Here is a 14,970-nt window from a genome sequence, read left to right as displayed (position 1 = left end):
ATCCCCAATCCCCAATCCCCAAGCCCGCGCACCGAAAGGTGCGCCAATGAACGCCTCCCTGCGCATCCTCGCCTGGCTGCTGGCGCTGGCCCTGGTCGCGCTGCCGATCGTGGCCGTGCTCAACGGTTGGGTCGGCGCCGAGCGCTGGCCGCTGAGCCGGTTGCAGGTGAGCGGCGACTTCAAGCGCGTGTCCGCCGAGCAGTTGCGCCAGGTGGTGCTGCCGTATGCGCGGCGCGGCTTCTTCGCGGTGCGCCTGCAGGATGCGCAGGACGCGATCGAGCGCCTGCCGTGGGTCGAGAGCGCGCGCGTGCGCAAGCGCTGGCCGGACGTGCTGGAAGTGCGTGTCGTCGAGCACCGCCCGTTCGCGCGCTGGGGCGAAGACCGCATGCTGTCCGAGCAGGGCCGCATCTTCGCCCTGCCCAACGAACTGCGCGACGTGGCCCTGCCGCACCTGGCCGGCCCCGACGCCAAGGCCGCCGACGTGGTCGCGCTGTACAGCGCCTCGCGCGCGCTGTTCGCCCCGGTCGGCCTGCCGGTGCAGGGCGTGGCCCTGGACGCGCGCGGCAGCTGGTCGCTGGCGCTGGGCAACGGCGTGCAGGTGGTGGTCGGCCGCGACGACGCGCGCGCCCGCCTGGAGCGCTTCGCGCGGGTGCTGCCGCAATTGCTGCAGCCAGGCCAGCCGCCGCTGGCGCGCGCCGATCTGCGCTACACCAACGGATTCACCGTGGCATGGGTACCCGAGAGCAAAGAGCCGAGTAAGGAGCCGGGCAAGGAGAAGAAGCCCGCGGCGCCGGCCCAGCCCGCGCGGCACGCGGCACTGGCCGACCCTCCATCCCATCGCGAGAGCCCGCTCTTCTCCCTTCCCCATTCCCGATTCTCTATTCCCGGCTCCAAGACATGAACCGCAAAGGCGACAAATCCCTCATCGTTGGACTGGACATCGGCACCTCCAAGGTCGTCGCGCTGGTCGGCGAATACTCGCCCGGCAACCCGATCGAGGTGATCGGCATCGGTTCGCATGAGTCGCGCGGGCTCAAGCGCGGCGTGGTCGTGGACATCGAATCCACCGTGCAATCGATCCAGCGCGCGATCGAGGAAGCCGAGCTGATGGCCGGCTGCGAGATCCGCTCGGTGTACGCGTCGATCTCCGGCAACCACGTGCAGTGCAAGAACTCGCCGGGCATCGTCCCGATCCGCGACGGCGAGGTGACCTGGAACGACCTGGACCGCGTGCTGGAAGCGGCCAAGGCGGTGGCGATCCCGGCCGACCAGCGCATCCTCCATGCGATCCCGCGCGAGTACGTGCTGGACGATTCGCAGGAAGGCATCCGCAACCCGGTCGGCATGACCGGCGTGCGCCTGGAGGTGCACGCGCACCTGGTGGTGTGCGCGCAGTCGGCCGCGGCCAACATCAGCAAGTGCGTGCAGCGCTGCGGCCTGCAGGTGGACGACCTGATCCTGTCCTCGCTGGCGTCCTCGGTGGCGGTGCTGACCGCCGACGAGCGCGAACTGGGCGTGGTGCTGGTGGACATGGGCGCCGGCACCACCGACCTGGCGGTGTTCGTGCAGGGCGCGATCTGCCACACCGCCTCGCTGCCGATCGCCGGCGACCACGTCACCAACGACATCGCGCACATGCTGCGCACGCCGACCCCGGAAGCCGAGCAGATCAAGGTGCGCTACGCCTGCGCGCTGGCGCAGCTGGCCACCGCGGAAGAAAGCATCCAGGTGCCCAGCGTCGGCGACCGTCCGCCGCGGCGCATGCCGCGCCATTCGCTGGCGCAGGCGGTGCAGGGCCGCTACGAGGAGATCTTCGAGATGGTGCAGGCGGAACTGCGCCGCTCCGGCTTCGAGGAACTGGTGCGCGCCGGCATGGTGCTGACCGGCGGCGCCTCGAAGATGGAAGGCGTGGTCGAACTGGCCGAGGAAATGGTGCAGATGCCGGTGCGCGTGGGCATTCCCCAGCACGTCACCGGCCTGGGCGAAGTGGTCGGCAACCCGGTCCACGCCACCGGCGTGGGCCTGCTGCTGATGGGCAGCCAGATCGAACACCCGCGCCGCCCGTCGCTGCCGACCGGTCGCGCCGGCAGCTTGTTCAAGAAATTGAAGAACTGGTATCGCGGTGAGTTTTGATGAGGCCGGGATTCGGGATTCGGGATTGGAGATTCGGGATTGGTGGGAGCAACAGCGGTAGGCAGAGAGAGTGGAGAGCGGTAGGTAGGCAGGCGATAGGTTTTTTTGCAGTGATTCCGCTGCGGAGAGGGTGACGGACCGGAGAGTCGCTTTTGCGAATCCCCAATCCCGAATCCCCAATCCCGGCATCCAAACAACAACACTCGCCGGACGGAGAGGCAGGAAAAAAGGATCGGAGTACTTCCGAATCCCCAATCCCCAATCCCGAATCCCGGCTCAAAGAGGAAACGGACATGGCGCATTTCGAACTGATTGAAAAGATGGCACCCAATGCAGTGATCAAGGTGGTCGGCGTGGGCGGCGGCGGCGGCAACGCGGTCGCGCACATGGTCAGCAGCAGCGTGGACGGCGTGGAGTTCATCACCGCCAACACCGACTCGCAGGCGATCAAGAACTGCGGCGCCAAGCTGCAGCTGCAGCTCGGCACCAACGTCACCAAGGGCCTGGGCGCGGGCGCGAACCCGGAAGTCGGCCGCCAGGCCGCGCTGGAAGACCGCGAGCGCATCATGGACGCGCTGCAGGGCGCGGACATGGTGTTCATCACTGCCGGCATGGGCGGCGGCACCGGCACCGGCGCCGCGCCGGTGGTGGCGCAGCTGGCCAAGGAAATGGGCATCCTGACCGTGGCCGTGGTCACCAAGCCGTTCCCGTTCGAAGGCCGCCGCCGCATGCAGGTGGCGCTGAAGGGCATCGAGGAACTGAGCCAGCACTGCGACTCGCTGATCACCATTCCGAATGAAAAGCTGATCACCGTGCTCGGCCGCAACGCCACCATGATCCAGGCGTTCCGCGCCGCCAACGACGTGCTGCAGGGCGCGGTGCAGGGCATCGCCGACCTGATCGTGCGTCCGGGCCTGATCAACGTCGACTTCGCCGACGTGCGCACCGTGATGTCGGAAATGGGCCTGGCGATGATGGGCACCGGCTCGGCCCGCGGCGACGACCGCGCGCAGGCCGCCGCCGAAGCGGCGATCCAGAACCCGCTGCTGGACGACGTCAACCTGGCCGGCGCCAACGGCATCCTGGTCAACATCACCGCCGGCCCGGACTTCACCATGGCCGAGTTCGACGAGATCGGCCGTACCATCGAAGGCTTCTCCTCCGAGGACGCCACCGTGGTGGTCGGCACCGTGCTGGATCCGGACATGCAGGACGAAGTGCGCGTGACCGTGGTCGCCACCGGCCTGAACCGTGCGGTGTCGCGCCAGTCGCAGCGTCCGGAGCAGCGTGCGCCGATCAAGCTGGTGCGCAACGCCACCACCGGCCAGCCGGAGTTCGGCGACTTCGAGCACGGCGGCGATGCCGTGTCCAAGGCGGTCGGCGGTGCGATGGGCCTGGGCTTGCGCCGTCCGAGCGGCGACGGCATGGGCGCGGCGCCGTCCGCACCGGCGCCGGCCGCAGCCGACCTGCCGAGCGACTACCTGGATATTCCGGCGTTCCTGCGCCGCCAGGCTGACTGATGCCGTCCCTGGCGCAGTCGTCCGGCTTGCGGATGGGCCTGCCCGGCCATCCATGGCCGGGCGCGGGGCCGCTCGCGAAGCAGTGCTTCGCAAGCAAGCGGCCCGCCCTGCGCCGCCAGGCCGACTGAGGTCTGCGTCATCGGCCGGCGCGCGCGCCGGCCCGCAACACCGCCGTCCGGGAGCGCCTCCCTGGCCGGCGCGCCGTGTCCCTTGCTGCCGGGTCCCCGCGACCCGGCAGGTTTTTGCGACCGCGACGCCGGCACGGGCCAGTGTTGCAAGCATGGGATGCTGTGACCGCTTTGTTAAAATTTAGCTAAACGCGTGATATTCTCGTTGTCTGTTCAGTTCCCGTGCGAACAGACGTTCCCAGACTGTCTGCCATGACCCAGCAACGCACCCTCAAGAACACGATCCGCGCCACTGGCGTGGGCCTGCACAGCGGCGACAAGGTCTACATGACCCTGCGCCCCGCACCGGCCGACCACGGCATCGTGTTCCGACGCGTGGACCTGGATCCGGCGGTGGACGTGCCTGCCGATGCCGAGCTGGTCACCGAGACCACGCTGTGCACCGGCCTGAGCCGCGGCCAGGCCAAGATCCAGACGGTGGAGCACCTGATGTCGGCGATGGCCGGCCTCGGCGTGGACAACGCCATCGTCGAACTGTCCTCGGCCGAACTGCCGATCATGGACGGCTCGGCCGGTCCGTTCGTGTTCCTGCTGCAGTCGGCGGGCATCGTCGAGCAGGACAAGGCCAAGCGCTTCATCCGCATCAAGCGCGAGGTCGAAGTGCGCGACGGCGACAAGATCGCCCGTTTCGTGCCCTACGACGGCGGCTACAAGCTCGGCTTCACCATCCAGTTCGACCACCCGATGATCCCGGCCAAGCAGTCGCGCCAGGAGATCGAGTTCTCGACGATGGCCTACATCAAGGAAATCTCCCGCGCGCGCACCTTCGGCTTCATGCGCGACCTGGAGTACATGCGCGAGCGCAATCTCGGCCTGGGCGGTTCGATGGACAACGCCATCGTGCTCGACGAGTTCCGCGTGCTCAACGACGACGGCCTGCGCTACGCCGACGAGTTCGTGCGCCACAAGATCCTCGATGCGATCGGCGACCTGTACCTGGCCGGCGGTGCCATCCTCGGCGCCTACGAGGGCTACAAGTCCGGCCACGCACTGAACAACAAGCTGGTCCGCGCCCTGCTCGCCGAGCAGGCGGCGTGGGAATGGGTCAGCTTCGAATCCGCCGCGCAGCAGGCGCCGGTGGCCTACGGGGCGGCGGCTTACGCCTGAACCCGTTCAACCCGGTGACGGCCGGGTGGGTATCACGGAATCGGCAATCGGCTGTTCCTTCTTCTCCCCTTAACGCCGATTTAACGAATCGGTAACGACCTGACGCCCGACGCCCGCTAGGATGCGTCGGTCGCGGCGTGCGTGTCTACGTACGTCGACGGCCACGGTCGGAGCCCGTGGTCGCATCAGGCGTCGCGGAGACGACGTCCTGCAGGGAAGCCAGGGCCTCGCGCAACCCCTTGTGCGTGGCCGCAGAAACCGGAGCTGGCGTGCTTCTTGCCTGCTGCATTGGGGAATGCGCGGGTGCAGTCGCAGTCTTGACGGTCACTTTGGTGGCTTTCAGCCCGAGGGAACGGGCCGCAGCAAGGATGTCGGCCTCGGCCAGCCTGACCCGGGCGTGCCAGACCGGAGACTCAACGAGAAAAACGAGCTGTTCGCCGTTCACATTGGCCAACCGACACCGGGAGGCCAGGTTCGGCGGCAGATGGGGGCGTAACTGCCGGTCCAGCGCGTCGAGCCACAGGGCACGGCGCAACGGGTCGCCCGCCTTGTCCGCCAGTGCGGCGTCCAGCGCCGGCTGCGGCGTGGCGGTATGGCCTTCGCCGGACTTTCGCTTAGACATGAAAACTCATATGACGTTCAAGAAGATCGTAATCCGTTCCAGTGAAAAGGGGGTCAAGACGTTGCCGTGGCGATTGCGCGATTTCGCCGATCGCCGCCCCCTCGCCGCGCTCGGTTCCGTGCTCGGCCTCGGCATGGTACTCGGCATCGGCGTCAGCGCTGCAGCCGGGTGGGGTGGGTCGGCGCAACTGCGCGCCAAGCTCGAGCGGCAGGACCAGGAATTGGCGCAGGTGCGCCGCGACGCGCAGACCCAGGTCAACGCCCTGGCGGCGCGGCTGGGCGAACTGCAGGCGCAGGCGACCCGGCTCAACGCACTCGGCGATCGCCTGACCCGCATGGGCAAGCTGCAGGACGGCGAGTTCGATTTCGACCAGCCGGTCGGCGTCGGTGGCGGCGACGACGAACCCAGCCACGACATGCCCGCGCAGCAGCTCGGCAAGGAACTGGACGGGCTGCAGCAGCAGTTCGCCACCTCCGGCCAGCAGTTGTCGGTGCTGGAATCGCTGCTGTTCGACCACCAGTTGGACCAGAACGCGGTGCCCTCGCGGATGCCGATCCGCAACAGCTACATCACCTCGGCCTTCGGCGGCCGCGCCGATCCGTTCGGCCGCGGCACCGGCAACCACAAGGGCATCGACTTCCACGCCAACGTCGGCGACCCGGTGCTGGCGGTGGCCGACGGCGTGGTCAGCTACGCCGGCGTGCGCGGCGGCTACGGCAACGTGGTCGAGGTCGACCACGGCAATGGCTATGTCACCCGCTATGCGCACAATTCGCGGTTGTCGGTGAAGGTCGGCGACCTGGTGCGGGTCGGCCAGGAAGTGGCCAAGGCCGGCTCCACCGGCCGTTCCACCGGCGCCCACGTGCACTTCGAGGTGTGGAAGGACGGGGTGGTGGTGAATCCGGCCAAGTTCCTCGGCGATGGCGCCATTCCGGTGGGCCGCCGCGGCCGCGGCTGAGCCGCGCGGGGCCTGGCGTGCCGGCGCTTGAATCGCCGGGCGCCGCCCCAAGCTACAATGTGCTTTGCCATCGACAGGGCGCCTCGCGCCCTGTTTCGTTTGCGGCCCGTCGATTCCATGGGGGATCGGGCCGTCGAGGCGTTCCTTTCCAACCGGTTCCTTCAATGATCAACAGTCTGCTTACTCGCGTTTTCGGTAGCCGCAACGAGCGCCAACTGCGCCAGCTCCACCGTATCGTCGCCAAGATCAATGCGCTGGAGCCGGAGATGGAGCAGCTCTCCGACGAGCAGCTGCAGGCCAAGACCCCGGAACTGCGCGGGCGCATCGCCGGCGGCGAGACCCTGGACAAGGTGCTGCCGGAAGCGTTCGCGGTGTGCCGCGAGGCCAGCCGCCGCGTGCTGGGCATGCGCCACTACGACGTGCAGTTGATCGGCGGCATGGTCCTGCACCTGGGCAAGATCGCGGAAATGCGCACCGGCGAGGGCAAGACCCTCGTCGCGACGCTGCCGGTGTACCTCAACGCGCTGGAAGACAAGGGCGTGCACGTGGTCACCGTCAACGACTACCTGGCGCGCCGCGACGCCGCGCAGATGGGCAAGCTGTACAACTGGCTGGGCCTGAGCGTGGGCGTGGTGTACCCGGGCATGCCGCACAGCGACAAGCATGCCGCCTACGCCGCCGACATCACCTACGGCACCAACAATGAATTCGGCTTCGACTACCTGCGCGACAACATGGCGCTGTCCAAGGCCGACCGCTTCCAGCGCGGGCTCAACTACGCCATCGTCGACGAGGTCGACTCGATCCTGATCGACGAAGCGCGCACCCCGCTGATCATCTCCGGCCCGGCCGACGAGTCGCCGGAGCTGTACATCCGCGTCAACCGCATCGTGCCGCAGTTGGTCAAGCAGGAGTCGGAAGAGGGCGAGGGCGACTTCTGGGTCGACGAGAAGGGCAAGCAGGTGCACCTGTCCGAGGCGGGCATGGAGCACGCCGAAGAATTGCTGCGCGCCGCCGGCATCCTCACCGACGAGGAAGACCGCCTGTACGGCGCGCAGAACCTGAGCGTGGTCCACCACCTCAACGCGGCGCTGCGCGCGCACGCGATCTACCAGCGCGACGTCGACTACATCGTGCGCGACGGCGAGGTGGTGATCGTCGACGAGTTCACCGGCCGCACCCTGCCGGGCCGGCGCTGGTCCGACGGCCTGCACCAGGCGGTGGAGGCGAAGGAAGGCGTGCCGGTGCAGCGCGAGAACCAGACGCTGGCCAGCATCACCTTCCAGAACCTGTTCCGCATGTACAAGAAGCTGTCCGGCATGACCGGTACGGCCGATACCGAAGCCTACGAATTCCAGAGCATCTACGGCCTGGAAGTGGTGGTGATCCCGACCAACCGCCCGACCATCCGCAAGGACTGGCCGGACCAGGTGTTCCTCAACCGCCAGGGTAAGTTCAACGCGGTGCTGGCCGACATCGAGGACTGCGCCAAGCGCGGTCAGCCGGTGCTGGTCGGTACCACCTCGATCGAAACCTCGGAGATGCTGTCCGAGCACCTGCGCAAGGCGGGCGTGAAGCACGAAGTGCTCAACGCCAAGCAGCACGAGCGCGAAGCGCAGATCGTCGCCAACGCCGGCCAGCCGGGCGCGGTGACCATCGCCACCAACATGGCCGGCCGCGGTACCGACATCGTGCTCGGCGGCTCGCTGGAAGCCGAACTGCACGCGCTGGGCGAGGAACTGGATGACGCGACGCGCGCGCGCCTGAAGGCGGCCTGGCAGGAGCGCCACGACGCGGTCAAGGCTGCCGGTGGCCTACACATCATCGGCACCGAGCGCCACGAGTCGCGGCGTATCGACAACCAGCTGCGCGGCCGTTCCGGCCGTCAGGGCGACCCGGGTTCCTCTCGGTTCTACCTGTCGCTGGAAGACAACCTGATGCGCATCTTCGCCTCGGACTGGGTGCAGAAGGCGATGCGCATGATGGGCATGAAGGAAGACGACGTCATCGAGGACAAGCTGGTCAGCCGGCAGATCGAGAAGGCGCAGCGCAAGGTCGAGGCGCACAACTTCGACATCCGCAAGAACCTGCTGGACTTCGACGACGTCAACAACGACCAGCGCAAGGTGATCTACGCCCAGCGCGACGAGCTGCTGGACGCCGAGTCGGTGAAGGAGAACGTCGACGGCATCCGCGACGACGTGATCTACGACATCGTCTCGCGCTTCGTGCCGCCGAACTCGGTGGACGACCAGTGGGACCTGCCGGGCCTGGAAGCCACGCTGGCCAGCGAGCTGGGCCTGTCGCTGTCGGTCGCCGACCTGGTCAAGCGCCACGAGGAACTGGACGCGGACGGCATCGTCGAGAAGGTGCGCGAGGAAGTGGACCGCCATTTCCGCGAGAAGGAATCGGCGATCGGCAGCGAGACCATGCGTGCGCTGGAGAAGCACGTGATGCTCACCGTGCTCGACCAGAGCTGGAAGGAGCACCTGGCGCGCATGGACTACCTGCGCCAGGGCATCCACCTGCGCGGCTACGCGCAGAAGCAGCCCAAGCAGGAATACAAGAAGGAAGCCTTCGAGCTGTTCTCGGAGATGCTGGAGCACGCTAAGCGCGAAGTGGTGACCCTGCTGGCGCGGGTACGCATCCGCAGCGAGGAGGAAGTGGCGGCGCTGGAGGCGCAGGAGCGCCAGCAGATGGAGGCGCAGCTGCGCCAGGCGCAGTTCCAGCACCAGGACGCCGGCGGTTACGGCGCCGACGAGGAAGCCGAGCAGGTGCAGCGCGGCGAAGCGGGAGCGCCGACCGTGGCGCAGGTGACCCGCGAAGCGCCGAAGGTCGGCCGCAACGATCCGTGCCCCTGCGGCAGCGGCAAGAAGTACAAGCACTGCCACGGCCAGCTGAGCTGAGCCTGCCGTTGCGCGGACCGCTGCGCAATCGCGCGGCGGCCCCGCATGCGGCGCCGCACGCTGTGGGTGCCGGTGCGCCGGCCATCACGCCCCCACGCCGCTGGTCCACGCCCTGCGGTGAAGGAGCGGGCGACGGATGCAGGTGTCGGATCGATCGCGCGTTTGCGAATCGCCCCGCCTTGCGCGGGGCATTCTTTTTTTGGGAAGGGCTTGGGGCGATGCGCTTGCCGACGTGGCGTATCGTGCGCGCGGCGCGTAGGGTGGCCGATGTCGCCATTGCCTCTGCAGGCCTGCCGTGGAGCTTTCGCCCAGTCTGGAACTCAAGGTCTTCGTGCCGGCGCAGGATCTCGCGCTGTCGGCGCAGTTCTATGCGGACATGGGCTTCGCGTCCGAGCCGCTCGGCGACGGCCTGATCTGCTTCCGCCATGGCGACCGTTGCGCGTTCCTGCTGCAGGATTTCTACCACGCGGGCCTGGCGCACAACCTCGTGCTGCACCTGTGGGTGGAGGATGCCGATGCGTGGTGGCGGCGGCTGCATGCGGCCGACCTGGCTGGCCGCTACGGCGCGAGCATGGGCGAGCCCGAGGACCGGCCCTGGGGCATGCGCGATTTCACCTTGCACGATCCCGGCGGCGTGCTGTGGCGGATCGGCCACGGTCTGGCGGCCTGACCGGTGCGCGCTGGATGGGCGGCGCCGACGCGATGCAGGCGGCCGCGCAGGGGCAGCGGTAGATGCCCGCAGCGTGGCGGGCCAGCCTGCGCATGATCTTGCCTTGGCGTGGCAGCCCGGCCAGCAGCGCACGCCGACGCGCAGCGCGCGGTTTCCGGATTGCATTGGCGCCGCTTGCATGGCCGATCGTCGCCGATGTGAACCCGGTTGATTGCGCTGGCGCTGCCGGAAACGGCAAGCTTGCGCCATGTCCGAACCGCTCAGATCCATTCATGTCGTCGCCGGCGTCATCACCGATGCGCGCGGTCGTATCCTGCTGACCCGCCGTACCGAGGGCCGCGACCTGGCCGGCTTGTGGGAGTTCCCTGGCGGCAAGCGCGAGCCCGGCGAGACCTCGGAGCAGGCGCTGGTGCGCGAGCTGCAGGAGGAACTGGGCATCGATGCGGTGGTCGGCGAGTGGCTGATGGAAGTGCCGCAGCGCTATCCGGACAAGCGCCTGCGCCTGGAAGTGCGCCAGGTGGCGGCGTGGAAGGGCACGCCGCGCGGCCGCGAGGGCCAGGCACTGACCTGGGTGAGCGCCGACAAGCTGGGCCGCTACGCGATGCCGCCAGCCGACCAGCCGGTGGTGGCGATGCTGCGCCAGCCCGCCTGTTACCTGGTGACGCCGGAGCCGGCTGAGCCGGGTCCCTGGTTGGCGGCGCTGCAGCGCGCGCTGGACGCTGGCGTGCGCCGCGTGCAGTTGCGCGCGCGAGGCCTGCCGGCCGAGCAGTGGCTGCCGCTGGCGCGGGCCGCGGCGACGCTGTGTACGGCGCGTGGCGCACAGGTGCTGGTCAACCGCGACGTGGCGCTGGCGCAGGAGCTGGGCGTGGGCGTGCACCTGGGCGCGGAGCAGTTGTCGGAGTGGCAGGCGCGTCCGTTGCCGGCTGGGCAGCCTGTGGCGGCGTCCTGCCACAGCCTCGAAGAATTGCAGGCGGCGCAGCGTATCGGTTGCGACTTCGCGGTGGTCGGGCCGCTGGCGGCCACCGCCAGCCATCCCGGCGCCGCCCCGCTGGGCTGGGAGGCGTTCGAACGCCTGCGCGAGCAGGTCGCCCTGCCGATCTACCCGATCGGCGGCCTGCTGCCGAGCCAGGTGGCCGAAGCGCGCCGCCACGGCGGCCAGGGCATCGCCGCAATCCGCGGGCTATGGCCGCTGGCGGCCGATGTGGCGTGAGTGCCGCCAAACCGCATGCCCAATCGTAGGAGCGGCTTCAGCCGCGACCGTGCAGCCACCGAGACGGCCCGATCGCGGCTGAAGCCGCTCCTACAGATAATGCGGTGCGCACACAGGGAGCCGCTGTCGCGATTCCCGAATCCCCATTCCCGAATCCCGGCTCCATCGCGTCGCGGCTGAAGCCGCTCCTACAGATGACGCGCTGCGCGCGCAGGGAGCCGCGGTTGCGATTCCCCAATCCCCATTCCCCAATCCCGGCCCTTCAGAAACTGATCCAGAAGCAGTCGTACTGCCGGCGCAGGTCCAGTACGGTGGAGGCGGGGGTGATGCTGCCGGCGAGAGTCTGCTGCAGGCGCAGGCCGGTCGGATGCGGGCGCGATGGCGCCTCGCCACCGTCGGCATCCCTCGCGGCCGACGTGGCCGTTGTCGCGGATGCGGCTGTCGACGACGTGCTGGCTGCGGGATCGGTGATCGCGCTGGTGTCCGGCAACACCGGCACGATCGCGACCAGGGGGCGGCGCACGATCGCCTCCAGCCGGTCGAAGATGCGTTGCGCGCCGTCGTCGGAAACGCCATTCCACCAGTACAGCGCCGATAGCCGATTGACGTCGCGGGCGTCCACGGCGCTGCGGATCTGCTGGACCAGCACACTCAGCCGGCGCACGCACTGCGGCGGCGTCAGGCCGCGGGCATCGCTGCCGACGTTGCCGGGCGCCACCGGTGGCGGCAAGCGGTCGATCGCGCCGACGTCTTCGCAGCGGCGATCGCTGAACACGGTGGTGCCGTCGGGCCCGGTGCAACGGTTGACCCGTTGCGCCATCGCGGGCGTGGCGAAGACGCACAGGCACAACAGCAGCAGGATCGGCGGAAGGGCGCGCATCGGCGCAGGGTAGCCGCAGCCGGCGTGATCGCGGAGCGAATGCGTGGTCACGCCGGGATTGGTGATTCGGGATTGGGGATTGGCAACAGCGGCGCGCGGCCCCGCTTTGGCGAATCCCTAATCCCCAATCCCCAATCCCGAGCGGCCGCACAGCAGCCGCGACACTCAGCCGACGGCTGAGGGCAGCCGTGCCAGGACGCTGGTGGTCGGCTTGGCCAGGTTGAGCGTATAGAAATGCAGGGCCGGCGCGCCGCCGTCGATCAGGCGCTGGCATAGCGCGGCGACCACGTCGGCGCCGAACTCGCGGATGGCGTCGGCATCGTCGCCGTAGGCCTGCATGCGCTTGCCGATCCAGCGCGGGATTTCCGCGCCGCACTGCTCGGAAAAGCGCCGCAGCTGGCTGAAGTTGGAGATCGGCATGATGCCCGGCACGATTGGGATCTGTACGCCGAGCTTGCGCACCGCGTCGACGAAGTGGAAGTAGGCGTCGGCGTTGTAGAAATACTGGGTGATGGCGGCATCGGCGCCGGCGTCGACCTTGGCCTTGAAGTGGCGCAGGTCGCTGAGCGCGTCGTGGGCCTGCGGGTGCGTCTCCGGATAGGCGCCCACTTCCAGGTGGAAGGCGTCGCCGTGCTCGGCGCGGATGAAGGCGATCAGGTCGGCGGCATAGCGCAGGTCGCCGGGGTGGCCCATGCCGGAGGGCAGGTCGCCGCGCAGCGCGACCAGGCGCCGGCAGCCGATGGCACGGTACAGCTTGAGCAGTTCGCGGATCTCCTCGCGGCTGCCACCCACGCAGGACAGGTGCGGCGCGGCCTCGAAGCGGTGATGCTGCTTGAGGTGGCGCACGGTCTCGGAGGTGTAGCTGAGGGTCGAGCCGCCAGCGCCGAAGGTGCAGGACACGTACTCGGGCGCGTAGGCCTTCAGCCGCGCGGCGGTGCGGTCGAGCTGCGCGCGCTGTTCGTCGGTCTTGGGCGGATAGAACTCGAAGCTGATGGCGGTCATGGGCGCAACGCAGCGGGCGGTGCGGTCAGTATATCTCTTCATCCGGATGGATGTGCAAGAAAAGACCGGGCCGCCGGAACGGGACGGCCGGCGCCGCGCCGAAGCCGCGGGACCACGCGGGCCAGGTCGGCACGACGCCGACGCGCCCACCTGGGCGCGCCGGCTGGATGCGGACGCTCAGCGCTTCCACATCCGCGCCTGCCGCGGCGGCAGGCTGAAGGTGTAGTTGCCGCTGGAAATGCGCACCACGCTGCCCGAGCCCAGCGCATCGGTGTAGTCGACGTTCCAGCGCAGCACGCTGCCGTTCATCGGCACCGCGGCGGTGACGGTGGTGCCGCACTTGTTGATGCCGACAATGCCCAGGTCGCCGCGGCGGAACAGCAGGTAGCAGTCGCCGTGCGCCAACACCTGCATGTCGCGGCCCTGCGCGGCGTTGTGGAAGCCGACCATGCGCTTGAGGTCGTCGCGCTGGTAGGCGTTGACCCAGCGGTTGTCGCCGCTCTCGTTGTTGTCCGAGTACACCATCGGCACGCCGCCGTCGCGGCCGAGCAGGTAGGCGTAGGCCAGGGTTTCGTCGACCGGGTCCATGATCGCGTAGCGGAAGCCGGCGTTGTTGGGGATGTCGTGGGTGATGGCGAAGGTCACTGCGCGCGCGCCCGGCAGCGCCTGGCCGTAGGCGCCCGGATCGACCAGCAGGTCCATGCTGCCGCCGTAGGCGAAGGCATTGCGCACCGAGTTGAACAGCGGGAAGTCGTAGGCCGCGTGCGGGGTGGCCTGCAGATACGGCGCCAGGAACTGGTCGTAGTCGGAGTTGCCGCTGCCGCCACCGGTGATCACTTCGCCGAACACCAGCACGCCGGAGCGGACCTGTGCATCGAGCACCTTGTTCAGATGGTCGAAGGTCATGTGCTTGGCGGCGTCGATGCGGAAACCGGTGACGCCCAGCTCCTTCAAGGCCAGCAGGTAGTTGCGCTGCTGTTGTACCACCCAGTCGTTGCCGACCAGATCCGGCAGGCCGGGATCGTTGCCGCCGCCGCAGATGCGGTAGGTGCGTACCTGGTAAGGGTCGTTGTAGTTGGTGATGCACTGCGCCGGTCCGAAATCGCTGGCGCTGAGGAAATTCTGCGAGAGGTCGCCGAACAACCGCAGCGCGGCATAGCGCTGCGGATTGGCGGCGTACTGGCCCAGCACCGCGCTGCCCGGGTAGTTCAGGTCCGAGCGCGTGGCCGCTTCGTTGGCCATGTGGTTGAGCACCACGTCGGCATAGGTCTCCACGCCCGCGGCCTTCAGCGCCTGCACCATGCTGGCGAAGGCGTCGGTGTCGCCGAGCGGGTTGTCGATCAGGCGCATGTCCTGCGGCTGGTAGCGCGCCCACCAGGCGTCGCCCTGCGAGCGGTAGGCCGGCGCCACCAGTACCTTGCGGTAGCCGGCGGCGGCGATCTGCGCGGCACGCGCTTCCACGGTCGCGTAGGGCCAGTTGAAGGCATGCAGAATGACGTCGGCCTGGGCGCTGGCGGTGGCCAGGAGCAGCAGCAGGCCGACCAGCAGGCTGCGCCAGCGGTGCAGGCGCAGCAGACGATTTGCAGCGGATGGGACGCGCATCGTTCGATCTCCTCGTTGCGTGGGCGCAGGCGGGGGCCTGCAGGACAGGGGCATGACCTCGCCGCGGGGCTGGCGTGCGGCGGGAGGATGCTAAGCGCGCATCGCGGCGCAACATGCGCGCGCTACATACGTATTCATGGCGACAGCGCGCGAAAGCGGGATCGGCATCCGC

The 14,970-nt window shown here is 68.6% G+C and carries 12 protein-coding genes; 8 read left to right on the top strand and 4 right to left on the bottom strand.

The genetic code is table 11. The features are described from left to right. Positions 1-46: 46 nt before the first annotated feature. From AC1PLR_RS17585 to lpxC, 4 genes are all read left to right on the top strand, one after another. Entirely contained in the window at positions 47-901 is an 855-nt protein-coding gene (locus AC1PLR_RS17585; protein WP_481101811.1) for a cell division protein FtsQ/DivIB, read from the top strand. After that, positions 898-2,133: a cell division protein FtsA gene (gene ftsA / locus AC1PLR_RS17580; RefSeq protein ID WP_010340121.1), complete on the top strand. Its 1,236-nt coding sequence runs from the start codon at positions 898-900 to the stop codon at positions 2,131-2,133. Before AC1PLR_RS17585 ends, ftsA begins: the two co-directional genes overlap by 4 nt. A gap of 293 nt (positions 2,134-2,426) precedes the next feature. Further along, positions 2,427-3,653 carry a cell division protein FtsZ gene (gene ftsZ / locus AC1PLR_RS17575; protein WP_017909650.1) on the top strand — a complete coding sequence of 409 codons (1,227 nt, stop codon included), beginning with the start codon at positions 2,427-2,429 and terminating at the stop codon, positions 3,651-3,653. A 380-nt stretch (positions 3,654-4,033) separates the two neighbouring features. Continuing rightward, the gene (gene lpxC / locus AC1PLR_RS17570; RefSeq protein WP_010340119.1) at positions 4,034-4,948 is read left to right on the top strand and encodes a UDP-3-O-acyl-N-acetylglucosamine deacetylase; all 915 of its coding nucleotides are present in this window, start codon (positions 4,034-4,036) and stop codon (positions 4,946-4,948) included. Between the two features lie 145 nt (positions 4,949-5,093). On the opposite strand, the gene AC1PLR_RS17565 is transcribed toward lpxC, so the two are convergent. Next, positions 5,094-5,570, bottom strand: coding sequence for a DciA family protein (locus AC1PLR_RS17565; protein WP_010340118.1), 477 nt, complete (start codon positions 5,568-5,570; stop codon positions 5,094-5,096). A 10-nt stretch (positions 5,571-5,580) separates the two neighbouring features. On the opposite strand from AC1PLR_RS17565, the gene AC1PLR_RS17560 reads away from it, so the two are divergent. The 4 genes from AC1PLR_RS17560 to AC1PLR_RS17545 all read left to right on the top strand — a co-directional run bounded on the left by AC1PLR_RS17560 (position 5,581) and on the right by AC1PLR_RS17545 (position 11,314). After that, a complete protein-coding gene (locus AC1PLR_RS17560) occupies positions 5,581-6,528 on the top strand; it encodes a peptidoglycan DD-metalloendopeptidase family protein (RefSeq protein ID WP_481101810.1) in 948 nt (315 codons plus the stop codon). Positions 6,529-6,692: 164 nt separating this feature from the next. Beyond that, complete coding sequence (secA, locus tag AC1PLR_RS17555; protein ID WP_481101809.1) at positions 6,693-9,434, top strand: preprotein translocase subunit SecA; 2,742 nt, start codon at positions 6,693-6,695, stop codon at positions 9,432-9,434. A 295-nt stretch (positions 9,435-9,729) separates the two neighbouring features. Beyond that, positions 9,730-10,104, top strand: coding sequence for a VOC family protein (locus tag AC1PLR_RS17550; RefSeq protein WP_481101808.1), 375 nt, complete (start codon positions 9,730-9,732; stop codon positions 10,102-10,104). A 247-nt stretch (positions 10,105-10,351) separates the two neighbouring features. Beyond that, positions 10,352-11,314 carry a Nudix family hydrolase gene (locus tag AC1PLR_RS17545; RefSeq protein ID WP_481101807.1) on the top strand — a complete coding sequence of 321 codons (963 nt, stop codon included), beginning with the start codon at positions 10,352-10,354 and terminating at the stop codon, positions 11,312-11,314. Positions 11,315-11,576: 262 nt separating this feature from the next. Here the strand turns inward: AC1PLR_RS17545 and AC1PLR_RS17540 are convergent, their stop codons facing one another. The 3 genes from AC1PLR_RS17540 to AC1PLR_RS17530 all read right to left on the bottom strand — a co-directional run bounded on the left by AC1PLR_RS17540 (position 11,577) and on the right by AC1PLR_RS17530 (position 14,744). After that, entirely contained in the window at positions 11,577-12,194 is a 618-nt protein-coding gene (locus AC1PLR_RS17540) for a DUF4124 domain-containing protein (RefSeq protein ID WP_481101806.1), read from the bottom strand. Between the two features lie 165 nt (positions 12,195-12,359). Next, positions 12,360-13,196 carry a methylenetetrahydrofolate reductase [NAD(P)H] gene (gene metF, locus AC1PLR_RS17535; protein WP_371183252.1) on the bottom strand — a complete coding sequence of 279 codons (837 nt, stop codon included), beginning with the start codon at positions 13,194-13,196 and terminating at the stop codon, positions 12,360-12,362. Positions 13,197-13,373: 177 nt separating this feature from the next. Next, the gene (locus AC1PLR_RS17530) at positions 13,374-14,744 is read right to left on the bottom strand and encodes an alpha-amylase family protein (RefSeq protein WP_481103631.1); all 1,371 of its coding nucleotides are present in this window, start codon (positions 14,742-14,744) and stop codon (positions 13,374-13,376) included. Between the last annotated feature and the right edge of the window lie 226 nt (positions 14,745-14,970).

This window comes from Xanthomonas sp. NCPPB 3570, from assembly GCF_056725115.1.
The sequence above is the reverse complement of the archived record's forward strand: the minus strand, read 5'-3'. Positions and strand labels throughout refer to the sequence as shown.

Coding starts and splice junctions, on each gene's coding strand:
- secA (WP_481101809.1), top strand. CDS start 6,693: ATGATCAACAGTCTGCTTACTCGCGTTTTCGGTAGCCGCAACGAGCGC.
- AC1PLR_RS17540 (WP_481101806.1), bottom strand. CDS start 12,194: ATGCGCGCCCTTCCGCCGATCCTGCTGCTGTTGTGCCTGTGCGTCTTC.
- AC1PLR_RS17565 (WP_010340118.1), bottom strand. CDS start 5,570: ATGTCTAAGCGAAAGTCCGGCGAAGGCCATACCGCCACGCCGCAGCCG.
- metF (WP_371183252.1), bottom strand. CDS start 13,196: ATGACCGCCATCAGCTTCGAGTTCTATCCGCCCAAGACCGACGAACAG.
- AC1PLR_RS17585 (WP_481101811.1), top strand. CDS start 47: ATGAACGCCTCCCTGCGCATCCTCGCCTGGCTGCTGGCGCTGGCCCTG.
- lpxC (WP_010340119.1), top strand. CDS start 4,034: ATGACCCAGCAACGCACCCTCAAGAACACGATCCGCGCCACTGGCGTG.
- ftsZ (WP_017909650.1), top strand. CDS start 2,427: ATGGCGCATTTCGAACTGATTGAAAAGATGGCACCCAATGCAGTGATC.
- ftsA (WP_010340121.1), top strand. CDS start 898: ATGAACCGCAAAGGCGACAAATCCCTCATCGTTGGACTGGACATCGGC.
- AC1PLR_RS17545 (WP_481101807.1), top strand. CDS start 10,352: ATGTCCGAACCGCTCAGATCCATTCATGTCGTCGCCGGCGTCATCACC.
- AC1PLR_RS17560 (WP_481101810.1), top strand. CDS start 5,581: ATGACGTTCAAGAAGATCGTAATCCGTTCCAGTGAAAAGGGGGTCAAG.